The following is a 25,739-nucleotide window of genomic DNA, read 5'->3' on the forward strand; positions in this document are numbered from 1 at the left end:
TTTAACTTTGAAGATTCTCCACCAAGTGAACGAGCAAACGGGTTACCATAGCTCACCATTTTAGAATTTGCACCCGAGAAAACACAAGTCGTTTCTTCTATATTTTTTATCGGAATTTCACTCTCCACAATGGTTCAACAATTAGCATGCAGCTGATATAAAAAAGGCCGCTGAACATTTTTGGGTTCAGCGGCACTTTGTTGATTATTTTTCTTCTATGGATGCTTCAATATAGTTATTCATTTCTGTTTCGATTAGCTCAGCTAGTGATTCTGCCCCTGTTTTTCCTACATGGACGCCATCACCTCCGAAGTATTCGGGATGATTTTCTCCGAGTTTGTGCCAATCGACTAGTGTGACATGGTCTTCAACTTCCGCTTTTTCCAATAAAGCTTTATTTACATCTTCTTCCCATGAACGTGGTACCTTTGTATTTACAAGGTAAATATCTGCTTCACTAAATAAATCAACCAGTTCATCTAAATGCTTTTCACGGAAAAAGCCGTTTGTACCTAGCATGAAAATGATCGCATTTCCTTTTTGGTTAAAGGAAGTGTATTGCTGGCTAACATCGACTGCTTGATGAACTTGACGCCCTACCTTTGCATCAATCGTAATAGCAGGAAAGCGTAACTGTAGACTTGGTGCAACATCAAGCATTAATGAATCACCAATGGCAAGAATTTGGTTATAATGCTCAGCGGCAGGGAGTGGCTCTGCCTGTTTTTCTGCTTCATTCTCAACTTCTTCCGTACCTTCTGTATTCTCCTCTGGTGCTTCTTCAGAGGAGTCATTTTTCTCTGGAACGTTGGAAGCTTCTTCTTTCGTTTCTTCTTTCGGTTGATCTTCACTGTTTTCTTGGGAAATAACTAACTCTGTTGGTTTCTCTTCTTGCTCTTCTCCCTTGACAACTCCCGTCATACCAGCAATAAAGATAATAGCTACTAATGGGACAAAAGCTGCACCAACTCTACATTGTACATTTAAACTTTTCCATTTGAGCGGATTTATTTTCTTGAAATTTTTAAAGAATGCTCTAAAACCATACTTTCTAATCGGTTGCTCTAAGAATCGGTAGGAAACTTCTGCTATTGCAAAAATAGCAATGAGCTGTAATAGCACTCTCCATAACTGCGGTGCCGCTATTTGGTCGAGAGGCGTTGTTAAAATAATAATTGGATAATGCCATAAATAAATACCATATGAGCGAGTACCAATCCACCTAAGGGGTTTCCATGATAGCCATTTGCTTAATATACTTGATGGGTGACAGACACAAGCAATAACAACCGCTGATAGGAGTGCAATAAGGAACAAGCCCCCAATATATAGAAACGGATTATATTCATTAATGGTAAACATGCATAGTAACAAAATCACTAGCGCACCGACACTGGTTACATTAAGTGTTTGTTTTAGTTGGGGTGATAGCTTTTTGGCTGATAGCCTTTTCATTGGCCAAACAAGTGCTAGCCAACAACCAATTAATAATTCAAATGAACGTGTATCAGTCCCATAATAAACTCTGCTAGGATCACCATTGGGATCATATTGTAATGACATCCATAAACAAGATAATAAAGCACCTAAAAAGATAATCTTTGAAACAGTTGCTCGATGCTTGAAGATATAAATTAGAGCCGTTAGGGCAAGTGGCCATAATAGATAGAATTGTTCTTCAATTGCCAGTGACCATAGGTTTTTTATTGGAGATGGAGCAGCAAAACTATCAAAATAGGAAACCTCGTGGAAAATAAACCACCAGTTACTTACATAAAATAGAGAAGCTAGCGCATCACCACGCATAACGGATAACAAGTTTTGATGAAAAAGAACGACCCACACAAAGGTAATAAAAATCATTGCATAAGAAGCGGGTAATAAGCGGCGAGCACGGCCAACCCAGAACTTCTTCAAATCTAATTTCATGCTTTTGTTTTGATCCGGTAATAGAGTGGAAGTAATAAGGTAGCCAGATAGAACAAAGAAAAGGCTAACGCCTAAAAATCCACCTTCTGCCCAATCAAAGCGAAAGTGATAGGCGATGACGGCTAAGACTGCAATCGCTCTCAGTCCGTCGAGCCCGGTAATATAATGTGTGTGTGTCTTTTTTTTCATATGTACGTCCTCCATTTTTGATGCAATTAAACTCTAGCTGACGGAGGGAACCTTCCTCCGTTTTAAAGTGAACCTCTAAATTATTTACGTATTTTCTATTAAACTTTATGTATATAAAAATAGACGATGATTATGTCGTAATTAGTTTCAAAAAGCTTGTAAAAAAATTTGCAGAATAGCGATAAAAAAGCACTACAATTATTCATTTTACTCTTATTATGTAATGATTTGGATAGGTGGAAAGAATGATATATTATAAGGGGGAAAAGTCCTGTTTAATAGGGAAAAATAAGCAGTTAACAGGAGAAAAGAATCTTGAAATGATCAATGATATATTAGAAAAGGTCATTTAAAATTCAAGTTTACAATTATGGCTTCTTCCCAAAAAGTAAGACCCCTCTTTTTTAAGTAGGAGAGGCCTCATTTCTATTTATTCAAATCATACTTAGTTTATATAACGGTCACTTACTAGTATTTCATCGATGATCTCAGTTGGAATTTCAAACTGAACAACGCCCATATAACCAGGTGCCACTTCATATTCATTAAAAGAGATGATCAGGTGGTTATCTTCGTTGATAAAGAATGGTTGATCGCGATTAATAGTAGTAAATGATTCGACATCATCTAGCCAATAAATAAGATTTTCATCATTGGCCATATTCTGCTTCATTTGCTTTTTAATTTCTTCACTTATTACCTCTACATATGCTTCTGAAGTAAATAAACTAGGTAAAGTAATAACGGTTTGTAATTCTTTATCAATCGTAAGGAAATCTTTTTGTTCATATCCAGATGCTTCAGCTTTAAACGTATTAAGTTCAATAGAAAGTATCTGATTATTTTCATTCACAATGGAGTAATCACTTTGAATAGCTAGGTGACCATTACTATCCATATATTCTTGATATAATTGCTTTCCTTTTTCTAGAAAAGCTTGATTTAAATGAGTTTCTAGTTGGTGATTTTCTAGACCAGAGATTTCTGGTATCTCTACATCAATGGATTTACTTTCTTGTTCCTCGTGTATTTTATCAATGGTAATAACCTCAATAATTTGTTTTAAAATAGGTACTTCTGACATTGCTTTTGCCGCCTGAGGGCTAAAGTTTACTGTTGCTGTAAAAATACTCGCAGCTGCCACAATACTAGTTGGCCATATCCAACGCTTTTTCGTATGCTTTTGTTGAGTGTGACTAGTTAGTGCACTTTCTATAATATCATCTAACTCTGTTGGTATAGGTATATCATTATATTGTCTACGCCATTCTTTCAGTCGGTTACTCATCCATTTCATCTCCTTCTGTCAGTTCAAGCTTTAATAATTTTAAGCCGCGATATAATCGAGTCTTGACTGTATTGACATTTTCATCTATTACAGTAGCAATTTCTTGAATCTTTAAGTCTTCAAAATAGCGTAGTAAAATGACCGTTTTATATTGTAAGGGCAATTGTGCTAATGCATCATGTAAGTCAAAATGCATATAATCATCATGTTCTCCACTTTGCAAATAGGTGATTGTGTCATGATCTGATACAGTCATGCGTTTATGCTTTTTTAAGAAGTCGAGCGATGTACGTACGATAATCTTATAGAACCAACTTCTTAATGCATCTACATTTTCTAATTTATTCATTGAAAGCAATCCTTTTTTTATGGATTCACTGACAATATCTAAGGCATCTGCTTGGTTTCTAACATAACTATAAGCAAGCCGGTAGTAATCTTGTTTATGCTCTTCAATCATTTGTACAAACAAATTTTGGTTATTCATCTTTCAAGGAGCTCCTTTTAAAAAACTTTGTACAATGGATAGACGATTGATCTCATAGAAAAAGTTTGTGCGGAAAAAAACTTTTTATTTATTAATTATGCTAATGTTTGCTTAAGAAATAGAATTCGTAATGTAAAAGAAAAGTTGAAGAAACTGGAGGTGTGTTTATGGATCAACATTTATTTTTATTTGGTGGAAGTCCGCCCTTTGGAAGAATTCATGGAAAGCAGTTTGCTAGTCTCTGTAATCAAAAAAATGGACATGTAGCGATATTTTGTTTAAATCGTAAAGGCTGGCAAACTTATATGCCTAAATATCAGCATATTTTAGAAGAAGAAGGTGTAACTGATTTTCGCTATTATTTATTAGAAGAGACGAACTCAATCCGTAGTGAAAAAATAACTGGCATTATTATATGTGGCGGTGACACACTGTCCTATCATCACTATATCGTAACTAAAAGGGTAGGGGAGGAAATAAAGCAACTTTTTCAAGAAGGAGTGCCAATCGCAGGCTTTTCTGCCGGTGCTTTGATCTGCTCAGAATATTGTATGGTTTCCCCGAGCGATTATAAAGGAGATAAGCTGATGATTTTAAATGGCTTAGGTATTTTACAAGATTATATTATCGCTGCTCATTATTCAAAATGGAATGAAAAGCAGAACCTACTTGCTGTGATGACTGAAACGAAGACAGAGAAGGGGTTGGGCTTGGATGATGAAGCAAGTGTATATTTGAAAAATGGCCATATTGAATCGTTAGAAGGTAAGAATGTACATATCGAGAAAGGTTGGAGTTTTGAATGATAATCAAAGAGCTTTCCGTAGATGATGCGAAACAACTTGTACAATTAATGGAGGATGTAGAGGCAAGCAGTCCTTATATGTTGATGGAAGCAGGGGAAAGAACATTAACAGTTGAAGGAGCAGAGGCCATTATTAATAGAGATAATATAACGGTTATTGGTGCCGAAGATGAAGAACGATTGATTGGGTATACACTTGTGATCAAAGAAACGGTACGAAAGAAAAAACATTGTGCGAGTATTGTTGTCGGTGTTCATAAAGATTACAGAGGAATGGGAGTTGGAGTACAATTATTACAGGCGGTACTAGCATGGGCCAATCATCAAGCTATCATGCGGATTGAATTGACAGTAGTATCAGAAAATGAAGCAGCACTTGCACTATACAAAAAAATAGGTTTTGAAGTAGAAGGGGTGAAGCGAAGATCGTTATTAATGGACGGAGAATATTATGATGAGTATTATATGGGGAAATTATTTTAAAAGAATTGAATAAAAAGAGAGAGATGATAGAACTCAACCTAATATAATTCAAGACACTTGAAAACATAAGAGATAGGTAAATAGAGAATATCCACTCAAGTGGATACACCACAATAGAAAAAGCAAGTCCACATAACTCTTGGCGATTGCTAAAAGATATGTGGACAAGATATTATGCTATGATTCAACTTTTGATTATACTAGAGCCGATTTGCTTCTTATCTTTCTAATTCAGCTTCCGTAACCCATTTATGGTTTTTGACTTTTTCCACACCAGTGGTTGGCGTATAGTCAATCATATAAACGGTTGTGTCTTCACTTGAAGCGATTTCTACTTCTGCGCCCTTCATACCTTCCATATGATCAGCAGTAGTCACAGCGGTTTCTCCCTCTTGTAATGGTGCTTCACCTGGTTCTTCAAGCTCTTCATGAATAATCCATTTGTGATTTTTCACAGGGTCACCACCAGAAGTAGGGGTATAGTTTACTGCATAAGCTGTTGTATTATAGGCGCCAACAATCTTTGCCTCCGCACCTTCCATGCCTTCCATATGTCCATTTTTTATTGTAACTGTAGAGCCCACAGCGTAAGTGGGTTCATCCGCTTTTTCTAGGCCTTCCGGGATTTCACCATCACTAGAATGATCCATTCCTTCATGGTCCATCTCTTCATGATTCATTTCTTCTTGTTCGTTCGTTTCATCATTAGTTGGTGATGAATCATTGTTGTTAGTACAAGCAGCTAAAAATACCATTGCCAACAAGGCAATTATTCCAACGGTTAGTTGCTTTTTCATTTAGGTCATCTCCTTTAATGGATTTGCAATTATTATAAATCGTAAATTTGCAGATTATATGAAGGAATATTGTCTTCTTCATTCTGAACAAAAGGAAAGATTATGATACCCATTTATATCCAATTCCCCATACGGTTTGTAAATGCTGATCAATAGGGAAGTCGACTTCACGTAGCTTTTCTCTTATATTTCGTATATGTGAATCAACTGTTCGATCTTCGATATATACACCGTATCCCCAAATTTTCGTAATGAGATGTTCGCGAGAGAAAACATGATTTTGATGAGATAAAAAAAGCTCAAGTAACACAAATTCTTTTTGCGTGACAGGGATTTTTTTCTTTTGATAGTAAAAATCATAGGATTCCTTATTTAACTGTAGTTCTTTAAATATGATTTCACTGCCAGTTGATTTTGTTCTTCTTAAGACAGCTTCGATTCTAGCGATAAGTTCTTCTTCATCAAATGGTTTTGCAATATAATCGTCGGCACCAATGGTTAGCCCCTTGACGACATCTGGTTTACTTCCTTTCGCTGTTAACATAATAATCGGCACATCACTTTGTTGTTTAATCAATTGACATAGATCCCACCCGTCCATATCAGGCATCATTACATCAATGATAACTAGTTCAATAGCGTGATCTTCCATATAATTAAGCGCACATGCACCGGAAGTTTTTTTTATACAAGAAAACCCGTTCTGTGATAAATATAGGTCTAATAAATCAAGCATCCGCATTTCGTCATCTACTAAAAGTATCTTTCTCATTTAATACCGCTCCTTTTAACATGATAGTAAAAGTTGTCCCGGTTTTTGAGTTGCTTTTGACAGTAATCTCACCATTATGGGCGTTGACTAATTCTTTCACAATCGAAAGACCAAGACCAGAACCTCCTTTACATGAATCGTTGCTATATGTTCCACGATAAAAGCGTTTAAAGATATGTGGGAGATCTTTTTCTTGAATGCCACTTCCGTTATCAATAATTCTTAAGTATAAATCTTTTGTATTCGTCCATATTTTTAATGTTGTTTCCGTAGCTGTTTGACTATATTTCAAAGAATTATCCAAAAGGTTATAAAGCATTTGTTCTACTCTAGCAGAATCGATATTCACATTAATATCTTTTTGGGGCATTTCCACATGTAATCTCATGGATTGATGCAAGAAAGCTGGTTCAAATTTATGATGTAAATGGGCTATGAATTCGCTTAACTGAATGGTTTGTTTCTTCATTTCAAAGCCGTATTGATCTATTTTTGCTAATTCAAATAAGTCTTCTACTAGTGTATTTATTCTTTTGGCTTCTTCCTGAATGATGGATAAATATTTATCACGTTCTTCAATGGAGAGATTCTTTCTTTGAACAATGTCAGCATATCCTTTAAGGTAAGTGAGCGGTGTTCTTAATTCATGAGAAATAGTAGCTAAAAATTGACTGCGTTCTTCCTTTAAATGCATTAACTCACTTGCAAGTAGGTTGATGGTTTTTGCTAGTTTACCAAGTTCATCATTTCCTATATCAGGTAGAGATATGGAGAAATCGCCACTTTTTATTTGTATCGTGGCTTCTTTCATCTTATTAAGCGGTCGAACTAAAGCGATAGAAAGCAATATTATAATCACAATCGTTAAGATAGCTGTGATTAATCCGGTAATAAAAAAATGATTATTTAAACGATCAATCAGTGTTTGAATAGAATCAGTGTTTTGGAACATGAAAACGTATCCTTGATTAGGAATAGAGCTTACAGTAACAATATAAGGTTGATTTTTCCAATCATTTTCTACGACACCGTTTTGTAGCTTCATTCCTGATGAAATTATTTTTTTTAAATCAATTGAAAGTGAGGAAGCAAGTACACTTCCCTTTAAGTTTGTAACCATCACATCCGTATTGGCTTCCTTTTCCATTAGGGCTACATGCTCAATTGTATCTGCTTCAAAACTTGTCTTTAACGTATCTCTATGAGCGTCTCCCCTAGATTGTAAGGCAAAAAGTTCCTCTTCCACTCGCGACTCAACTAAGGAAGAGTGAAGAAAGAAAAATAGAAAGAGTTCTAAAGTAAAAATAATCAAGAAAAATATAAGTCCTAGTTTTACGGATAAATTCTTCATAGCATCACCTATCGCATATTATAGAGAATAGTTGTGGAGAATGTGTGCAGAGTGACTTGTCATATCTTAGCTTGTTTCGTACATAAGTATAGAGCAGAAAGCAAAAGAATAGTCACTTTCGGAGTGGAAGGTTGTGAAATGATGTACCGTGGTAAAAATAAATTCACCTCAATTATTATCGTGCTTGCTTTAACACTAATGATATATTTAATTATGAATGTATTTAAGCATACCGATGTCTATATCGTATATCGAGCAGGAATTGGGACATTTGTAATCACGGGGTTTATCATTACTGCAATTGTTGTTCTATATATAAAGGGAAATTCATTTGGTAAAAGACGATAGAAGGGAGAGGTAATTCAAGTTTAAAAATTTACGTACTTCCTGTATGCCTAAGTTCCTTTTATTGTCCTTGCATACTTTATCATATGCTGGTTGAAGATTGGCATGGAGAATAAGTAACGGAGATTTACTCAAAAGGGTTTGTATTTGTTCAGAACTCAAGAAGAGAAAAATAGCTAGAAGTTTTAGCATATTGGCACACGAGAAAAGGAATGTACGACATGATACGTGGTGTATCATATGCATATCTAATCTAATACAAAGCAAGATTTTGTCTTGCCATACTTAGAGGCTTCCAAATATTTAGTTGGAAGCCTTTTTTGTGTAGATATAAATTAATCTTCAACAATTATAAGGGGTTCAATCTATGTATGAAAGGTGTGATTCTGGAGACATTATGTGAATACGATGCAGGGGCTAGGAGGATTGTAGATATGTTTGGATTACCGATAAAATGTTTGCCTCTTTCAACATTTTTTTATTATCCCTATTTAAATTCAATTAGCCAAAAAGGTTGCTATAGACCCACTCGACTAGTGATTGCTATGATAAATATAGCTATTGAAGGGTGTGTTTTTTAGTGGATGAACAAAAATATAAGAATTTAAAAATTGGTGAAAAAGGTGCAAAGTTAAGTATTATTGTCTACATAATACTATCGGTTTTTAAGTTGACCGTTGCCTATATGACAAACTCAGCTGCGCTAAAAGCAGATGGATTAAATAATGTGACAGATATTATTGCGAGTATTGCCGTATTGGTGGGCTTAAGAATTTCACAACGGCCTCCCGATAAAGATCATAAATATGGACATTGGAAGAGTGAAGCAATTGCCTCCTTGATTGCTGCTTTTATTATGTTTGCTGTCGGTGCAGAGGTAATTATTGGAGCGTTTTCCTCTTTAGTAAATCAAACATCCGAAGCTCCTAATGCGATTGCTGGATATGTGGCTTTATTGGCTGCTGCAATAATGTTTGTTGTGTCTACTTACAACCAAAAGTTAGCAAAAAGCATTGATAGTAAATCACTATATGCAGTGGCAATGGATAATCGCTCTGATGCTCTTGTTAGTATTGGTGCTGCAATTGGTATATTTGGATCTCAACTTGGATTACCTTGGTTAGATACTGTGACAGCTGTAATAGTTGGGTGTTTGATTGTTAAAACAGCTTGGGAGATCTTCAGGGACTCTACACATCAATTAACAGACGGCTTTGATGAGGATAAGATTGAGGAATATGAAAATGCCATTCATGCGATTGAAGGTGTGAAAGAAATAAAGGAAATCAAAGGGCGTTTGTATGGAAATAATATCGTTGTAGATGTGATTATTTGTGTAGAAGGAACGATGGATATTAATCTTGCCCATGATCTTGCTACATTAGTTGAAAAAGAATTAATCGAGAATCATCATGTTTATGATGTCCATGTTCACGTTGAGCCTCATGAAACTTGTGAAGATGGGGGCTAATCGTAAATAAAAGAAGCTCATCTGAATAAATTCGGGTGAGCTTTTTTACTATTGTAGAACAAAACAATTTACAAAAGGGGAAATTCTAATTGACCAAATACAGTCAGTAAGCGTTAAAATAATTAAGTTAGAACAACAAGAAATAGAGGAGAGAATGGATGCAATCATTTGGAAAATTATTAAATTACATAAAGCCATATTGGTTTTTTGCTTGTTTGGGCCCTTTATTAATGTTTATTGAAGTAAGTATGGATTTACTTCAGCCCACAATCATGCAACATATGATTGATGACGCAATTGCTAATAATAACACGGAGCTGACGATTCAGCTTGGTATTTCTATGATCATTGTCGCCATCATCGGATTAATTGGTGGGATTGGTTGTTCTATTTTCAGCACAAAAGCTGCTGTCCATTTTTCAACAGACATAAGAAAGGATGTATTTAATCGTATTGTCCAATTTTCAAGTAGGGACGTGGATCGATATGGTTCGGGCAAGCTCATAACGATTGTAAGTAATGATATCAGTGTTTTACAGCGTGCGATATTAATGACGTTAAAAGTTTTTGTAAGGGGACCATTATTGTTCATAGGTAGTGTCCTAATCGTCTTTTTTACTGCAAGAGAACTCTTTCCAATTGTTATGATTGCTGTGCCGATCTTATTTATTATTATTATTTATTTCACAAAAAAATCAGCAGCTTTATTTAAAAAAGTGCAAGAAGCAATCGATGTCATCAATACGCGCTTACAAGAAAATTTAGCCGGTATTCGCGTTGTTAAAGCATTCGGAAGGGAAAACTTTGAAAAGAAGCGCTTTGCCGAAAAAAACAGCATGTTAACGAAGGTCAATATTTCAGCAGAACAATTGATTGCTCTCATGATGCCATTGTTGCTTTTTATTGTGAATTTAGGCATTGTGGCTGCTTTATGGCTTGGTGTAATAAAGGTTGATGGAGGAGCAATTGAAGTGGGAGCAATCCTTGCTTTTATAAACTATATGACAATTATTATGAATGGCTTGATGTCCAGTAGCCATGTGTTGATGTTGATAACAAGAGCTTTCCCTTCAGCTAATCGCATACAAGAAGTACTCACGGTTGAGCAAGATATGGTTGACGGTGAATATACCATTGTTAATCAAAAAGAGGATCATTTACTATTTAAAGATGTTGCTTTTAGTTATAGCAAAAATGGGGAATATGTGCTGAAAAATTTGAACTTCACTATTCAACGAGGTAAGACATTAGGAATCATCGGTCCAACTGGTAGTGGAAAGACAACGATAGCCAAACTAATTCCTCGATTGTATGATGTCGATCATGGGCAAATCTTTTTGAACGGTGTTGATATAAAAAATTACACCAAAGAAACGTTACGGAAACAAATCGGTTTTGTCAGCCAACGTGCACTATTATTTTCTGGTACTATTGCAAACAATTTAAAAGATGGGAAAACCGATGCATCACTAGAAGAAATGAAACAAGCGGCAAATGATGCATGTGCAGTCGAGTTCATTGATAAATTGGATGAAGGTTATGAGTATGAAGTGGCGCAAGGAGGGAAGAATTTTTCCGGTGGTCAAAGACAAAGACTTTCCATTGCTAGAGCATTTATTAGGGAGCCAGACTTGCTCATTCTTGATGACTCAACATCCGCCGTTGATGCACTATCTGAAAAGAAGATTCAACAAGCATTAAAGCAGCGTCATTCGACGAAAATTATTATTTCATCAAAGATATCTTCCATAAGAGAAGCTGATGAGATTCTTGTTCTTCATGAGGGTGAGGTTGTGGCTAAAGGTAATCATGATACGTTGTTAGAAGAAAGTGGAGTGTACAAGGAGATTTACCAAACACAAGGGGGAGCCGGCCATGAATAATCAACCAAAAGAACAAAAAACACTAGATTTTGGCCGAGGACCTAGCCGCATGAATGGGAAAGGTGCAACACCGAAAAAATTTACAGGGACATTGCTACGTATATGGCAGTATATGAAACAACAAAAGTTAAGAATGATACTTGTTGTTTTTATGGTGTTATTATCAACTTTATTTACATTAGCTGGTCCTTATTTAATCGGTGTCACTATTGATGATTATATTTTAAAAGGTGATATTACAGGTACCATTGTCATGTCCGCCATACTTGCATGTATATATATCCTTATATCTATTACCACATGGGCACAAGCGCTCATAATGGTAAATGTGTCATTATTAACAATAAAAAAAATCCGCCAGGAATTATTTGATCAGCTCCAAAGTTTATCATTGAAATTTTTCGATAAGCGTTCTTATGGCGAATTAATGAGTCGAGTAACAAATGATATTGATCAATTACATGCAGCACTTAGTCAAAGTGTGATTCAAATAGTTTCATCCGTTTTAACAATTACCGGGGTAGCGATAGCGATGATTGCTTTAAATGGTGTGATGGCCATTGTGGCATTCTTGGTGATTCCACTTATGTTTTTAGCAACTAAAGCGATTGTGTCTTATAGCAGTCGTTATTTTTCTGCGAGACAGCGAGATCTTGGCGAAGTGAATGCGAAAGTGGAGGAGTCCATCTCTGGATTGGAGATCATTTCATTATATGGCAAAGAGGATGATGTTCTTACTTCGTTTAATTATCAAAATGAGTCGTTACGAACTTCTTCTATTCGTGCTGAAATATCTTCAGGATTTCTTGGCCCAGTGAATAATTTTATGAATAACTTGGGGTTAGCCTTTATTATATTTACAGGCGCGTTACTAGCGATTGTAAATATGGCTTCGATAGGGATGATTGCATCATTTGTGACGTATTCTCGTAATTTTTACCGTCCAATTAATCAGTTGTCAAATTTGATTACCACCTTCCAATCCGCCATTGCTGGTGCAGAGCGTGTATTTGAAGTTTTAGATGAAAAAACTGATATAGTTGATAGGCCCAAAACTTTGAAGGTGTCTGCATTGTTAGGAAATGTTGAATTTAGGAATGTTTCTTTTGCTTATGAGAAGAAAGAGGTTTTATCATCGCTTAATTTTAGTGTGAAAGCTGGAGAGACCATTGCCATCGTTGGTCCAACTGGTTCGGGTAAAACAACAATCATTCAATTACTCGCTCGTTTTTATGATGTTACAAAGGGTGCAATCTATATTGATGGTGCAGACATAAGAGACTATGAAATCCGTCTACTTCGTAAAAATATCGGAATCGTCCTACAAGATTCTTATTTATTTTCTGGAACAGTTATGGAGAATATTCGTTATGGGAAGCTTAAAGCAAAAGATACAGATGTAATAGAGGCAGCCAAGCTTGCGTCAGCTCATGCCTTTATAAAACATCTCCCTAAAGGATATGATACGTTAATAGAAAGTGGCGGCAGCAATTTAAGTCAAGGTCAAAGGCAGCTTCTTTCTATCGCAAGAGCTATGCTTTCGAATCCCAATATTCTAATTTTAGATGAAGCCACATCGAGTATTGATACAAAAACCGAAATTCAAATTCAAAAGGGGTTAGCACAATTAACGAAGGGGAAAACGACATTTGTCATTGCCCATCGCCTCAAAACAATTGAGAATGCCAATCATATTATGGTCATTAAGGATGGAGAAATCGCTGAACAAGGGACTCATCAGCATTTGTATAATCAAAATGGTGTTTATGCAGAAATGTATAACCAGCAGTTTTTAAGTCACTGATGTTATATACATACAATAATAAGGTGAAGGATTAAACGAGCACAAATGATAAACTTGTGTTATTTAATCACATATTGTATGAATGCGAATTTAAGGTGTCTTCATCTTAATCAATATCTTATGTAGAGAGGATTGTTCGTCCAAAGGAGGACCAACATCCTCTGTTTTATTTAGAACATGCTATTAGTCATATTAAACGGTGTTTTTTTATCCTGTATTGTAGATTTTGTCTACTCATACCAAGTTCTTTTGCCGTATTGGTAATATGGTGCTGGTTTCTTATAAGTGCTTGTTGAATAAAATGGCGCTCGGCTTTTGTTAAATAGTCATTTAAAGTGTGGCCAATGTGTTCTTGCTTATTACTGTCGACAGGGTGATCGAATACTTTCTCTTTTTTTAAGAATGGTTGGGATTGTAATCGATGTCGATAATGAAAAGGTAAGTGATGATAGGTAATCGATTCTTCATATTCGATTAAGTTCATTGCGCCTTCAATAAGATGCTCTAGCTCTCTGACATTACCTGGCCATTCGTAATGAAAAAGGTTTGATAAAAGGGATGAATCAATATCTTTTACGCCCATTGCAAACTTCTCATTGTACTTATGAATGAAATGGTATACCAGTTCCTCTATGTCTTCTCTGCGCTCTTTTAACGGAGGGATGGATAAAGAAACAACACCTAACCGATAATATAAATCTTTTCTTAAATGTCCATTCGTAATTGCATCAATCGGATCCTCATTGATTGTAGCGATAATACGGACATTAAATGAACGGTCTCGTGTATCTCCCACCCGCCTTACTTTTTTCTCTTGTAGAACTCTCAATAATTTTGCTTGTAAGTGAATATTTAAAGAATTAATTTCATCCAGTAGAAGTGTACCACCTTCTGCTTCTTCAAATAATCCAGGCCTTTCGATTGCTCCGGTAAATGCCCCTTTTTTTGTGCCAAAAAGCAAGCCTTCTATCAGATTATCTGGTATGGCTGCACAGTTTTGCGAAATAAATGGTTTATGTGCCCGCTCACTTGCGTTGTGAATACTCTGAGCAAATAGTTCTTTTCCTGTACCTGTGTCACCGATGATTAAGATAGAAGAATCCGTACGCGTTGCTCTTTTGCTTGCTTCGATCACTTCAGTTATGGCTGGACTATGACCAATGATACTTTGGAAAGTAAAGCGAGTTTCTTCTCTTTGTTGTCTATTCTCTCTGATTAACTTTTCTAATCTTGTAATATCACGGGCAATCTCCATTGCGCCAATACGCTCGTTTTCGAAGAAAATAGGTAAAGTATGATTAACCGTAGTAATTTCTAGTCCTTGATTATTGTAATAACTTTGCTTTGCGTTCTCGATTTTAATGCCCTTTTCAACAGCTTCAAGCAAACGACTTTCTTCATTATGTTCAAATGAAAAAACATCATGTAAGTTTTTATATAGTACTTCGGCTTTAGCCATCCCTTCAATTTCAGCCATTTTCCGGTTATAAATGACCGTATTTCCGCCTTCATCAACGACATGGACACCAGCGTCAATTTCATCTAAGACTTTATCATAATAGTAATTCATTCGTTTTAGAAAGTTGTTCATGAATGTCCCCCCTGTAATTATTTATTATACACATTCGCAAAAATATTTTGCAGGACATAGAAAAATATTTTTGCGAAAAGAAAAATATTTTTGCACCCAATAGGACGAAAATATTGTTAATTCGCATTTTTGGTAATTGGCACGTTATTTGCAATAATAATGGGGAACGATAAAAATAGAATAAGAGAAATACAATATAGAGTAGGAGGAATTTCGAATGGTACAGCCATATAAACATGAACCATTTACTGATTTTAGCGTAGAAAGTAATCAAGCGGATTATTTAAAAGGACTCGAAACGGTTAAATCCTATTTAGGTCAAGACTATGATTTATTAATTGATGGCGAAAGAATCTCTACAGATGAGAAAATCGTATCTATCAATCCAGCAAATAAAGAAGAAGTTATTGGTCGTGTGTCAAAAGCAAATCAAGCATTAGCAGAAAAAGCAATGCAATCGGCTGTGAGGGCATTCCAATCTTGGCGTAAAGTAAAGCCAGAAACGCGTGCCGATGTTTTGTTTAAAGCAGCTGCAATTATTAGAAGACGTAAACATGAGTTTTCCGCTCTTATGACAAAAGAAGCGGGTAAGCCTTGGAATGAGGCAGATGCTGATACAGCAGAAGCCATCGATTTCTTAGAATATTATGCACGACAAATGCTAGCGATTAAAGATGGTGTACCTGTCAATAGCCGACCGAATGAATACAATCGTTATGACTATATTCCACTTGGGGTAGGAGTTATTATTTCTCCTTGGAACTTCCCGTTTGCCATCATGGCTGGTACAACAGTCGCTGCAATTGTGGCGGGTAATACAGTGCTTTTAAAGCCAGCTTCAACTACACCAATCATTGCGGCTAAATTTGTAGAGGTATTAGAAGAAGCTGGATTACCTAAAGGCGTACTTAACTTTGTACCAGGAAGTGGTGCAGAGGTAGGCGACTATTTAGTTGACCATAAGGATACTCGTTTTATTTCATTTACAGGCTCAAGGGATGTGGGTCTTCGAATTAACGAACGTGCATCGAAACTAAATGATGGTCAAATCTGGATTAAACGTGTGATTGCTGAAATGGGAGGTAAAGACACGATTGTTGTTGATAAAGAAGCTGATTTAGAGCTTGCTGCTCAATCAATCGTCGCTTCTGCTTTCGGATTTTCAGGCCAGAAATGCTCAGCCTGTTCGCGAGCAGTCATTGTAGAAGATGTTTATGATCAAGTACTAGCAAGAGCAGTAGAAATCGCGAAAGATAAACAAGCGGGTAATCCTGAAGATCGAAGTAACTTTACAGGGCCGGTTATTGATCAATCAGCGTTTAATAAGATTATGAGTTATATTGAAATTGGAAAAGAAGAAGGAAAGCTTATGCTCGGTGGAGAAGGCGATGATTCTAAAGGTTATTTCATTCAACCAACGATATTTGCGGATCTAGATCCACAGGCGCGTATCATGCAGGAAGAGATTTTTGGTCCAGTAGTCGGTTTTACAAAGGCAAAAGACTTTAATCATGCAATCGAGATTGCGAACAATACAGAATATGGCTTAACCGGAGCTGTTCTCACGAATAATCGTGAACATATCCAACAAGCAAGAGAAGATTTCCATGTGGGTAATCTTTACTTTAATCGTGGTTGTACGGGTGCAATTGTTGGTTATCAGCCATTTGGTGGTTTTAATATGTCAGGTACAGATTCAAAAGCAGGCGGACCAGATTATATTATGCTTCATATGCAAGCAAAAACAACGTCTGAAATGTATTAAAGTCAATCAAGGTTAGAAAGGGATGATCATCCCTTTCTAGCAATCTATTAATCAACTGGAAGGATGTCGATAAAGATGAAAAATACAGTACAAACAAAACACCTGATCGAACAATCTGAAAAATTTGGTGCGAATAACTATCATCCACTACCAATCGTAATTAGTGAAGCTGAAGGGGTCTGGGTAAAAGATCCTGAGGGTAACAAATACATGGATATGTTAAGTGCTTATTCAGCAGTTAACCAAGGGCATCGCCATCCGAAGATTATTCAAGCGTTGAAAGATCAAGCAGAACGCGTGACATTAACATCAAGAGCTTTCCATAATGATCAATTGGGTCCTTGGTATGAAATGATTTGTGAGTTAACAGGCATGGATATGGCTTTGCCAATGAACACAGGTGCTGAAGCAGTGGAAACAGCTATAAAAGCAGCTCGTCGATGGGCTTATGATGTAAAAGGAGTAGCTGAGAACCAAGCAGAAATCATCGCTTGTGTAGGAAACTTTCACGGCAGAACGATGACAGCTGTCTCCCTTTCTTCAGAAGAGGAATACCAAAAAGGTTTTGGCCCGATGCTTCCAGGAATTAAGCTAGTTCCTTATGGAGATATTGCTGCGTTAAAAGCTGCTATTACGGAAAATACGGCAGCATTTTTAATTGAACCGATTCAAGGGGAAGCTGGAATTGTTATTCCACCAGAAGGGTTCTTAAAAGAAGCGCGTGAATTGTGTAAAGAGAAGAATGTCTTGTTCATTGCCGATGAGATTCAAGCTGGGCTTGCACGCTCTGGAAAAATGTTTGCTTGCGAATGGGAAGGCGTAAGTCCTGATATGTACATTCTAGGTAAAGCTTTAGGTGGAGGAGTCTTCCCAATTTCTTGTGTTGTTTCAAGCAAGGAAGTTTTGGGTGTCTTCAATCCGGGCTCACACGGCTCAACTTTTGGTGGGAACCCGATGGCATGTGCGGTTTCTATGGCTTCCATTGAAGTGATTAAAGAAGAGAAACTTGTAGAGCGATCTTTAGAGCTAGGTAACTATTTTGTTGATCAATTGAAGGAAATTAAAAATCCAATGATTAAAGAAGTGCGTGGACGTGGGTTGTTTATCGGGGTTGAGCTTACTGAACCTGCACGTAAATATTGTGAAGCGTTGAAAGAAGAAGGGCTTCTTTGTAAAGAAACACATGATACGGTTATTCGTTTTGCACCGCCACTTATTATTTCTAAAGAAGATCTTGATTGGGCAATTGAAAAAATAGTAAAAGTTTTAGGATAAGACAGTTTTTAATAAATTATTAGAATAATTTTTCTATATATGATATTATCTTAATAATCACTTTAACGCTGTAAGAGGAGAAAGATACAGTCAATCACTTTTATCTTTCTCCTAAACCTTTATTTCATGGAATTTATCAAACTTTTAAAAACGTAAACGCTTTCTTTTTTTAGAAAAATCCTGTTCGCATTTGTTTATTGGTAAAGAGTATTCATTAATAAAACATGATAGTAATATAACTTATTGCAAACAAATTCAGCTAGAGATTTCTCACCAAAGAAGAACTGGCCATACTGTTCATTCGTGAGAAGTCCTTGTACATATGTACAAGGCTTTTTGTGTATCTATAGAGTCAGTCAAAGGTGAATTTTTGTAAAATTTTCTAAAGTCTAAAAGGGATGATTTTATGAACTATAAAGATCAAATTCAAGAATGGTTTAATGAATTTCATAACCATCCAGAACCTAGTTTTAAAGAGTATGAGACAACCAAAAAAATTGCGGCTATTTTGAGTGATTTAGAGGTTGATTATCAAACTTTTGGGGATTTAACTGGTGTAATAGCAGAGGTGGGAAGTGGAGATGAAGTAATTGCTGTTAGGTCGGATATAGATGCCCTCTGGCAGCAAGTAGATGGTATGTATCGTGCTAATCACTCATGTGGGCATGATGCACATATGGCTATTGTTTTAGGTAGTATTCTTTATTTGGATAAGCAAGCTTTAAGTAAGCGCATACGTTTTATTTTTCAACCAGCTGAAGAAAAAGGAAATGGATCTCTAGAAATGATTAAGCATGGCGCGATGGAAGATGTCACACATTTGTTTGGCATCCATCTCAGACCACATGAAGAATTATCTTTAGGACAAGTATCCCCATCCATCCATCACGGAGCATGTGTCACATTAGAAGGGAAAATTAGTGGTGAAGATGCCCATGGCGCCAGGCCTCATCAAGGAAGAAGCGCAATTGATGTAATTGCTACGATTTATCAATTTTTAAAGAATATCTATTTGTCTCCGTTTGATGCGTATTCTGTCAAATTAACTAATATTCAAACAGGTGGAGCAAGCTTAAATATCATTCCAGGTCATGCCACCTTTGGTATCGATATAAGAGCGCAAAAAAATGAACAATTAAAAGAGCTACAAACAAAAGTGAGTAAAGGGTTAGGCGATATTGCGACATTGTTTGATGTCGATATTTCATTTGATTGGATAGATTATACCCCTGGTGCAGTCGTCTCTGAACAAGCAGAGGAGATGGCAATACAGGCAATAACAGAGGTATTAGGTTCAGAAAGTGTGGCTCCCCCACTCATTACCCCGGGAAGTGATGACTTTCATTTTTATACGATCAAACATCCAAATGTCCATGCAACAATGATTGGTTTAGGTGCTGACTTAAAGCCGGGATTACATCACCCGCAAATGAATTTTAACCATACAGTATTGGACCAGGGTGCTCGAATAGTAGCAGCCTTGTTGAAAGCATAATTAAAGTGAAAAATATAAATGGGAGGATTTCTATGAAAAAGGATCAAAAAATGACATTCGGTATGGCGCTAATTCCATTAGTTGTCATGATAGTAACAATGATGATTGCGGTAATTTATTTAGATCAAGGACCTCATATTCCATTAATTATTGGAACAATTACGGCTGCATTAGTTGCTTGGAAAGCAGGATATAATTGGAAGCATATTGAGGAATCGATGTATAAGGGGATTAAACTGGCATTACCTGCGGTCATAATTATCATGTTAGTTGGTTTAGTCATCGGTTCTTGGCTTGGTGGTGGTATTGTAGCAACAATGATTTACTATGGATTAAAGATTATCACCCCATCTTTGTTCCTCGTCTCTATTACGATTATATGTGCAATCGTTTCTTTATCAATTGGCAGCTCTTGGTCAACAATGGGAACGATAGGTGTAGCGGGAATGGGCATAGGCATGAGTATGGGCATCCCAGCTCCGATGATAGCTGGTGCGATTATTTCAGGCTCTTATTTTGGTGATAAGATGTCTCCGTTATCAGACACAACAAATTTAGCATCCGGCTTAACAGGTACTGATTTATTTGATCATATCAAACATATGTTATTTACAACCGTTCCTGGTATTATCATTGCATTAGCGGTTTATTGGTTCTTAGGCAAAGACTTTGGTAAAGGAGGAGCCAATCCAGCAGAAATTAATCAAACAATCCTTGCCTTACAAGATTCTTTTGTTATTTCACCATGGTTATTACTTGTTCCCCTTGTAGTTATTATTATGGTAGCAAGAAAAGTTCCGGCAGTACCAGCATTAATTGTAGGTATCCTCCTAGGCGTTCTTTGTCAAATCTTTGTACAAGGTGGTTCGCTATCTGAGGCAGTATCAGCTTTACAATCCGGTTACAAAATGGAAAGTGGAAATGAGATGGTTGATGGTCTCTTTAATAGAGGAGGTCTCGATTCGATGATGTACACCGTCTCCATGACGATTGTGGCCATGACGTTTGGTGGAATATTAGAAAATACAGGTATGCTACAAGCGATAGTCAATCAAATCTTAAAGCTAGCTAAGTCAGCAGGTAGTCTTGTTGCAACCACTATTGTATCTGCCTTTGCAACAAATGCGACGGCATCAGAGCAATATATTTCAATTGTTGTTCCTGCAAGGATGTTTTCCAAAGCATATCGCGATAAAAATCTGCATTCAAAGAACCTATCCAGGGCCCTAGAAGATGGGGGAACTTTAACCTCTGTATTTATACCATGGAATACATGTGGAGTGTTTATTCTTGCCACACTCGGAATAGGTGCATTAGAGTATGCACCCTATGCTATCCTGAATTTCATCGTTCCGATTATTTCTATCATTTATGCTTTTATAGGATTTACCATTGTTAAAATCACTGATGAAGAGAAAAGGGCATTGGAAAAAGAAGAAGAAGCATCATTAAATGCATAAACATAATGAAAGAGGGAGCCGAGTTTTTTCTTCGGCTTTCTTCTTTTATTGATAAGGAGAGAGAAATATGAAGATTACATCCATCGCTATCTATGCGATTCGTCTACCATTAAAACAACCGTTTGTCATCAGTTATCATACATATAAAGATATGCCATCCATTATCGTAAAAGTGGAAACGGATGAAGGGCTCATAGGCTACGGAGAAGCAGTACCTGATGAGCATGTGACAGGAGAAACATGGGAAGGCACTTATCAAGTAATTAAACATACACTTGGACCTGCCATATTAGGTATCAATCCAATGGAAATTGAAAAGGTACATGAAATCATGGACAAGCTCATTTATCAAGCACCTGCTGCTAAAGCTGCGATCGATATTGCTTGTTACGACTTAATCGGTAAAAAACTACAAGTGCCCGTGTATCAGCTCATCGGTGGACGTTACCATGTGCAATTTCCCATCACGCATGTGTTAAGTATTGGTGAGCCAGAAAAAATGGCGACAGAAGCACTGGAACAAGTCTCTAAAGGTTATACATCATTTAAAATTAAAGTAGGTAGAGATGTGAATGGGGACGTAGCAAGAATTAAGGCAGTTGCTGATAGCGTTAAAGACAAAGCCGTTATACGAGTGGATGTAAACCAAGGTTGGCAAACAGCGGCTGCTACTTTAAAAGGAATTAAGGCATTAGAAACGGTAGATATAGATTGGCTAGAGCAACCGGTAAGAGCAGATGATATTGATGGTATGGCATTTATTAGGTCTCATTCAACAGTTTCCCTTATGATTGATGAAGGACTAAAGGGAGCAAGAGAGTTGAAAGAGATTATTCAGAAAAATGCCTGTGATCGTATAAACATTAAGTTGATGAAGTGTGGTGGTATATTGCCAGCAGTTAAGCTTGCATATCAGGCAGAACTAGCCGGGATTGAGTGCCAGGTCGGATCAATGGTAGAATCATCGATTGCTTCAAGTGCAGGTTTTCATGTGTCATTTTCTAAAAAGAATATTACAAGTGTAGAATTAACCGGACCACTGAAGTTCTCTAAGGATATCGGTGACTTACATTATGATATTCCTCATATTTCTTTAGAAGATCAACCTGGATTAGGCGTAAATATTGATGAAGAGATTCTAAAAGAATTGACTGTATTTGAAGATGTATTAAAGGAGAGTTGAAGAGATTGAATGTAATCATGAGAGAAATGACAAAGCAAGGCCCATCTTATGAAGTTACAAATCTAAAAGAACAGCATATTGAACAAATTTTACAATTGCAACAAAAGGTTATCCATGCCCTTCCGGATAAAAAAGTATTACAGCCTTTAGCGAAAGAGGAGTTCCTCAATATTTTAAGGGGAAATGGAAAAATGGTTGGTGCTTGGGTCAAAGAGCAATTAATTGCCTTTCGCGCATTGCTAGTTCCACCTGAAAAGGATCCTGAGCACCTTGGTCTAGATGCTGGTGTAACGGATTTATCTACGGTTATCTATCAAGAAATATCTAATGTAGATCCTATGTATAGAGGGAATAAATTACAGCAAAAGCTTGCTCAAATTTTAATGGAACAATTGAAAAAAGAATCACATCAGTATAGATATGTTTGTTGTACAGTCGCTCCTTTTAATTACCCTTCACTTAAGGATAAGTTTGCCCAAGATATGCAAATCATTGATCTTAAGGAGAAATATGGGGGTAGCCTTCGCTATGTTTTTATGAAAGATTTGCAAGCTGCTAAAGTTGTCCAACAAGGAGAAGTGATTGAAATAAAGATGGATGATATCACCAAACAACAGCAATATTTACAGTCTGGTTGGCGCGGGGTGAAAATGATCATAGCAGAACAGGAGACAAAAGTGGTTTACGCCCGTTTTAATGAGGCGGATTTATAAACGAAATAGTTTGACATTTAGGGTGAAGCGATGTATCTTAAATAATAATATTCGAGAGCGTTGAGTTGGAGGAGTAGTTTGACACCCTTATTTATAAGAGAGCTGCTTATTTTAGCTGAAAGAGTGGCGATAAGGAGTTAGATGAAAGACACCAATGAGTTCCATCTGAAAAGTTTTTACTAAGTAGGCGTGGACGGTGGCCACCGTTAACGGGCATATAAGAGATTACATTGAATGATGTAATAATTAGGGTGGTACCGCGAGAACCGAGCCTCGTCCCTTCTGGGATGAAGCTCGGTTTTTTTGTGTGATAAGAAAGGGGTGATTCACATGGATAGTGATGATGACGATAACGAAGATACAAACAAAATAATAAGGAGTGTGAATGATGATGTTCAAGATCAATGATGGAATAAGCCGTGTGAATTGCTCCGATATAATGAAACATGTGAACAGAAAGATTACACTATGTGGGTGGGTTCACCGTGTTAGACATTTAGGAAGAATTACTTTCTTACAGTTACGGGATCGTAGTGGCATCATTCAATGTGTATTAGAGAATGAATTGGCTGAAATGAAACTTTCATTAGAGTCAGTTATTTCTGTACAGGGTCTTGTTGTAAAGACAATGAAAACCGATACGGGTGTAGAGGTAATTGTAGATAAGCTTCAGTTATTAAACACTGCTAATGCACCCTTACCAATTGAATTAAATCAAAAAGAATTAGATGTCCACATGGACACATTATTGAATAATCGTGTTTTATCACTACGGAACCATAAAGAGCATCTCATGTTTAATATAAAGTCGGCAATTGTTGACGCCTTTTCATCTTTTTTACGAAATGAGGATTTTATCCAAATTTTCACACCGAAAATTGTAGCAGCGGGTGCTGAAGGAGGGGCGAACCTTTTCTCAATAGACTATTTTAATCAACCTGCTTATTTAGGGCAATCACCACAATTTTATAAGCAAATGATGGTAGCAGCAGGATATGAACGAGTATTTGAAGTAGCTCCTGTTTATCGAGCGGAAGAACATGCGACATCTATACATTTAAATGAATACATTTCCCTTGATTTAGAGATGGGTTTTGTATTTTCGAGCAAAGAGTTGATGGAATTAGAGGAGAATCTATTACGGTTTATTTTTAACACCATTCGGGACGGTTATCAAAAAGAGCTACAAGAAGTCGGTGTAACAATTCCTTTAATTGAAAGAATACCCAGTATATCACTTCATGAAGCAAAGCAAATTTTAGCTCATGAATATCATAAATCCACTAGTGAGATGGAAGATTTGGATCCTGAGGGAGAACGGTTAATTTGTCAGTATTTTTCTGAAAAGGAAAACAGTGAATTAGTTTTTATCACACATTATCCAAAGACAGTTAGACCAATGTATGCCAAGCCATTAGAAAATCACTCATTATACACAGATTCTTTTGATCTATTGTTCAAAGGGATAGAGATTACAACTGGTGGCTTGAGGATTCATGACTATCAAGAATTAATCACTTCAATAGAAGAAAATCACTTAAAAGTTGCAGATTTTGAAAGTTATACGAATGTCTTTAAGTACGGTATGCCACCACATGGCGGTCTTGCAATAGGCTTAGAGCGACTGACAGCTAAAATAATGAATCGTCCTAATGTCCGCTTTGCGTCGGCATTCCCGCGAGATCGGCATCGATTAACCCCATAAGAAAATGCACGAACAAATGCTAAAGGTATAAGTATTTGTTCGTGCTTCTTTATAGAAGGCAAGCTATGACATGACAGAAAGAATATCAATCACTATCTACTGTCGTATCAGCCATCTCCACTAAATGTTGAGCGTTGCGACTAATTTCTTGAATCGTCGCTGAAAACTCCTGAATGGAGGCTGCTTGGGTATCTGTTAATTGATGAATTTGTGAGAAAGATTGATTAAGCTCAGTGAGTAACCCCGCTATACTTTTCGTAATTTGATCTATTTGCGAAACATGGTCTTTACTATTACTTGCAAGTTTACGAATCTCTTCCGCTACTACAGAGAATCCTCTTCCAGCGTCCCCAGCTCGTGCTGCTTCAATTGCTGCATTTAAACCTAAAAGGTTACTTTGATCAGAAATACTTTTTACAGCAGTGGATATTTTTCCGATTTCATCTGCACTATGGCTAACAGTCCCCATTTGTGAAGACATATCAGTCACTTTATCTGCAAGAATAGTCACTGATTTACTTATCTCTTCAATGGCTGCAGCTGTTTGTTCTGATACTGCTGAAAGACTTTCTGCTACATCGAAGAGCTGATTGGACTTTTCTAAACTAATTCCAATACCTACTCCACCGATTACTTCACCCTTCTCATTATGAAGGGGGATGGCTTTTGCAATAAGGGGAAAACCGAATAATTCTTTTGGTACCATAGATGTTTTGGTGCTATTTGTACGTATGGATTCTGTAATAATGTCACCGTCTATTAGAGGGTCCCCAGGAGAGACATTTAATGAAAATGTCTTTCCTGGATAATTAATGATTAATTTCTCTGTATCATATATACCAATAGTGATATCATCATGAATTAATGTATTTAAGTAAGGTGCTACCTTTAGAAAAGCGTCCATTACGTTTATTGATTGCTGTTCTGTTTCAATCATATTTTTATCTC

21 protein-coding genes and 1 other annotated feature are annotated in these 25,739 nt (G+C 36.7%); of the genes, 13 read left to right on the top strand and 8 right to left on the bottom strand.

Translation table 11 applies throughout. The features are described 5' to 3' along the window. Positions 1–204: 204 nt before the first annotated feature. From MKX83_RS06420 to MKX83_RS06430, 3 genes are all read right to left on the bottom strand, one after another. Entirely contained in the window at positions 205–2,118 is a 1,914-nt protein-coding gene (locus MKX83_RS06420) for an acyltransferase family protein (protein WP_095370194.1), read from the bottom strand. Positions 2,119–2,563: 445 nt separating this feature from the next. Continuing rightward, positions 2,564–3,406, bottom strand: coding sequence for a DUF3298 and DUF4163 domain-containing protein (locus tag MKX83_RS06425; protein ID WP_341054655.1), 843 nt, complete (start codon positions 3,404–3,406; stop codon positions 2,564–2,566). Further along, on the bottom strand, positions 3,399–3,893 hold the full coding sequence (locus tag MKX83_RS06430) for a sigma-70 family RNA polymerase sigma factor (RefSeq protein ID WP_095370192.1): 495 nt from the start codon (positions 3,891–3,893) through the stop codon (positions 3,399–3,401). The genes MKX83_RS06425 and MKX83_RS06430 overlap by 8 nt, the downstream gene beginning before the upstream one ends. Positions 3,894–4,060: 167 nt before the next feature. On the opposite strand from MKX83_RS06430, the gene MKX83_RS06435 reads away from it, so the two are divergent. Together MKX83_RS06435 and MKX83_RS06440 are read left to right on the top strand one after the other, a co-directional pair. After that, the gene (locus MKX83_RS06435; RefSeq protein ID WP_095370191.1) at positions 4,061–4,699 is read left to right on the top strand and encodes a Type 1 glutamine amidotransferase-like domain-containing protein; all 639 of its coding nucleotides are present in this window, start codon (positions 4,061–4,063) and stop codon (positions 4,697–4,699) included. Then, positions 4,696–5,181 (top strand): GNAT family N-acetyltransferase, encoded by a 486-nt coding sequence (locus tag MKX83_RS06440; RefSeq protein ID WP_341054657.1) that lies wholly within the window; start codon positions 4,696–4,698, stop codon positions 5,179–5,181. Before MKX83_RS06435 ends, MKX83_RS06440 begins: the two co-directional genes overlap by 4 nt. 218 nt (positions 5,182–5,399) lie before the next feature. Here MKX83_RS06440 and MKX83_RS06445 read toward each other — a convergent pair whose 3' ends face one another. From MKX83_RS06445 to MKX83_RS06455, 3 genes are all read right to left on the bottom strand, one after another. Further along, positions 5,400–5,978, bottom strand: a complete 579-nt coding sequence (locus MKX83_RS06445; RefSeq protein ID WP_095370189.1) for a YdhK family protein — start codon at positions 5,976–5,978, stop codon at positions 5,400–5,402. A gap of 100 nt (positions 5,979–6,078) precedes the next feature. Then, a complete protein-coding gene (locus tag MKX83_RS06450) occupies positions 6,079–6,750 on the bottom strand; it encodes a response regulator transcription factor (RefSeq protein WP_095370188.1) in 672 nt (223 codons plus the stop codon). Then, positions 6,725–8,101 carry a HAMP domain-containing sensor histidine kinase gene (locus MKX83_RS06455; protein ID WP_322910011.1) on the bottom strand — a complete coding sequence of 459 codons (1,377 nt, stop codon included), beginning with the start codon at positions 8,099–8,101 and terminating at the stop codon, positions 6,725–6,727. Before MKX83_RS06455 ends, MKX83_RS06450 begins: the two co-directional genes overlap by 26 nt. A gap of 138 nt (positions 8,102–8,239) precedes the next feature. Here MKX83_RS06455 and MKX83_RS06460 point away from each other — a divergent pair, with 138 nt between their 5' ends. From MKX83_RS06460 to MKX83_RS06475, 4 genes are all read left to right on the top strand, one after another. Continuing rightward, a complete protein-coding gene (locus MKX83_RS06460) occupies positions 8,240–8,449 on the top strand; it encodes a hypothetical protein (protein ID WP_157733767.1) in 210 nt (69 codons plus the stop codon). 577 nt (positions 8,450–9,026) lie between these two features. Continuing rightward, positions 9,027–9,917, top strand: a complete 891-nt coding sequence (locus MKX83_RS06465; protein ID WP_095370184.1) for a cation diffusion facilitator family transporter — start codon at positions 9,027–9,029, stop codon at positions 9,915–9,917. A gap of 158 nt (positions 9,918–10,075) precedes the next feature. Next, positions 10,076–11,800 carry an ABC transporter ATP-binding protein gene (locus MKX83_RS06470; protein ID WP_307317663.1) on the top strand — a complete coding sequence of 575 codons (1,725 nt, stop codon included), beginning with the start codon at positions 10,076–10,078 and terminating at the stop codon, positions 11,798–11,800. Next, the gene (locus MKX83_RS06475; RefSeq protein ID WP_341054661.1) at positions 11,793–13,604 is read left to right on the top strand and encodes an ABC transporter ATP-binding protein; all 1,812 of its coding nucleotides are present in this window, start codon (positions 11,793–11,795) and stop codon (positions 13,602–13,604) included. The genes MKX83_RS06470 and MKX83_RS06475 overlap by 8 nt, the downstream gene beginning before the upstream one ends. A 187-nt stretch (positions 13,605–13,791) precedes the next feature. Here MKX83_RS06475 and MKX83_RS06480 read toward each other — a convergent pair whose 3' ends face one another. Beyond that, positions 13,792–15,195, bottom strand: a complete 1,404-nt coding sequence (locus MKX83_RS06480) for a sigma-54 interaction domain-containing protein (protein WP_341054664.1) — start codon at positions 15,193–15,195, stop codon at positions 13,792–13,794. Between the two features lie 217 nt (positions 15,196–15,412). Between MKX83_RS06480 and pruA the strand changes: the two genes are divergently transcribed. The 7 genes from pruA (at position 15,413) to aspS (ending at position 24,791) form a co-directional block, all read left to right on the top strand. Beyond that, positions 15,413–16,960, top strand: a complete 1,548-nt coding sequence (gene pruA, locus MKX83_RS06485; protein ID WP_307317657.1) for an L-glutamate gamma-semialdehyde dehydrogenase — start codon at positions 15,413–15,415, stop codon at positions 16,958–16,960. Between the two features lie 75 nt (positions 16,961–17,035). Further along, the gene (locus MKX83_RS06490) at positions 17,036–18,235 is read left to right on the top strand and encodes an ornithine--oxo-acid transaminase (RefSeq protein ID WP_328199588.1); all 1,200 of its coding nucleotides are present in this window, start codon (positions 17,036–17,038) and stop codon (positions 18,233–18,235) included. Between the two features lie 406 nt (positions 18,236–18,641). Continuing rightward, on the top strand, positions 18,642–19,730 hold the full coding sequence (locus MKX83_RS06495) for an amidohydrolase (RefSeq protein ID WP_341054667.1): 1,089 nt from the start codon (positions 18,642–18,644) through the stop codon (positions 19,728–19,730). Between the two features lie 32 nt (positions 19,731–19,762). Next, positions 19,763–21,190, top strand: a complete 1,428-nt coding sequence (nhaC, locus tag MKX83_RS06500; RefSeq protein ID WP_341054669.1) for a Na+/H+ antiporter NhaC — start codon at positions 19,763–19,765, stop codon at positions 21,188–21,190. A 67-nt stretch (positions 21,191–21,257) separates the two neighbouring features. Then, a complete protein-coding gene (locus MKX83_RS06505) occupies positions 21,258–22,373 on the top strand; it encodes a mandelate racemase/muconate lactonizing enzyme family protein (RefSeq protein ID WP_341054670.1) in 1,116 nt (371 codons plus the stop codon). A 5-nt stretch (positions 22,374–22,378) separates the two neighbouring features. Next, a complete protein-coding gene (locus MKX83_RS06510) occupies positions 22,379–23,086 on the top strand; it encodes a GNAT family N-acetyltransferase (protein WP_445293155.1) in 708 nt (235 codons plus the stop codon). 51 nt (positions 23,087–23,137) lie between these two features. Further along, positions 23,138–23,370: a binding site (T-box leader), on the top strand. Positions 23,371–23,486: 116 nt separating this feature from the next. Continuing rightward, positions 23,487–24,791 (top strand): aspartate--tRNA(Asn) ligase, encoded by a 1,305-nt coding sequence (gene aspS / locus MKX83_RS06515; protein WP_445293178.1) that lies wholly within the window; start codon positions 23,487–23,489, stop codon positions 24,789–24,791. A gap of 85 nt (positions 24,792–24,876) precedes the next feature. Here the strand turns inward: aspS and MKX83_RS06520 are convergent, their stop codons facing one another. Next, positions 24,877–25,728, bottom strand: coding sequence for a methyl-accepting chemotaxis protein (locus MKX83_RS06520; protein ID WP_095370175.1), 852 nt, complete (start codon positions 25,726–25,728; stop codon positions 24,877–24,879). Positions 25,729–25,739: the final 11 nt, after the last annotated feature.

Source organism: Cytobacillus sp. FSL M8-0252, from assembly GCF_038007345.1.
Taxonomy (GTDB): Bacteria; Bacillota; Bacilli; order Bacillales; family Cytobacillaceae; genus Cytobacillus; species Cytobacillus kochii.

Bases quoted from the DNA above. Each gene is read 5' to 3' on its own strand.
- MKX83_RS06420 (WP_095370194.1), bottom strand. From the start codon at position 2,118: ATGAAAAAAAAGACACACACACATTATATTACCGGGCTCGACGGACTG.
- MKX83_RS06425 (WP_341054655.1), bottom strand. From the start codon at position 3,406: ATGAGTAACCGACTGAAAGAATGGCGTAGACAATATAATGATATACCT.
- MKX83_RS06430 (WP_095370192.1), bottom strand. From the start codon at position 3,893: ATGAATAACCAAAATTTGTTTGTACAAATGATTGAAGAGCATAAACAA.
- MKX83_RS06435 (WP_095370191.1), top strand. From the start codon at position 4,061: ATGGATCAACATTTATTTTTATTTGGTGGAAGTCCGCCCTTTGGAAGA.
- MKX83_RS06440 (WP_341054657.1), top strand. From the start codon at position 4,696: ATGATAATCAAAGAGCTTTCCGTAGATGATGCGAAACAACTTGTACAA.
- MKX83_RS06445 (WP_095370189.1), bottom strand. From the start codon at position 5,978: ATGAAAAAGCAACTAACCGTTGGAATAATTGCCTTGTTGGCAATGGTA.
- MKX83_RS06450 (WP_095370188.1), bottom strand. From the start codon at position 6,750: ATGAGAAAGATACTTTTAGTAGATGACGAAATGCGGATGCTTGATTTA.
- MKX83_RS06455 (WP_322910011.1), bottom strand. From the start codon at position 8,101: ATGAAGAATTTATCCGTAAAACTAGGACTTATATTTTTCTTGATTATT.
- MKX83_RS06460 (WP_157733767.1), top strand. From the start codon at position 8,240: ATGATGTACCGTGGTAAAAATAAATTCACCTCAATTATTATCGTGCTT.
- MKX83_RS06470 (WP_307317663.1), top strand. From the start codon at position 10,076: ATGCAATCATTTGGAAAATTATTAAATTACATAAAGCCATATTGGTTT.
- MKX83_RS06475 (WP_341054661.1), top strand. From the start codon at position 11,793: ATGAATAATCAACCAAAAGAACAAAAAACACTAGATTTTGGCCGAGGA.
- MKX83_RS06480 (WP_341054664.1), bottom strand. From the start codon at position 15,195: ATGAACAACTTTCTAAAACGAATGAATTACTATTATGATAAAGTCTTA.
- pruA (WP_307317657.1), top strand. From the start codon at position 15,413: ATGGTACAGCCATATAAACATGAACCATTTACTGATTTTAGCGTAGAA.
- MKX83_RS06490 (WP_328199588.1), top strand. From the start codon at position 17,036: ATGAAAAATACAGTACAAACAAAACACCTGATCGAACAATCTGAAAAA.
- MKX83_RS06495 (WP_341054667.1), top strand. From the start codon at position 18,642: ATGAACTATAAAGATCAAATTCAAGAATGGTTTAATGAATTTCATAAC.
- nhaC (WP_341054669.1), top strand. From the start codon at position 19,763: ATGAAAAAGGATCAAAAAATGACATTCGGTATGGCGCTAATTCCATTA.
- MKX83_RS06505 (WP_341054670.1), top strand. From the start codon at position 21,258: ATGAAGATTACATCCATCGCTATCTATGCGATTCGTCTACCATTAAAA.
- MKX83_RS06520 (WP_095370175.1), bottom strand. From the start codon at position 25,728: ATGATTGAAACAGAACAGCAATCAATAAACGTAATGGACGCTTTTCTA.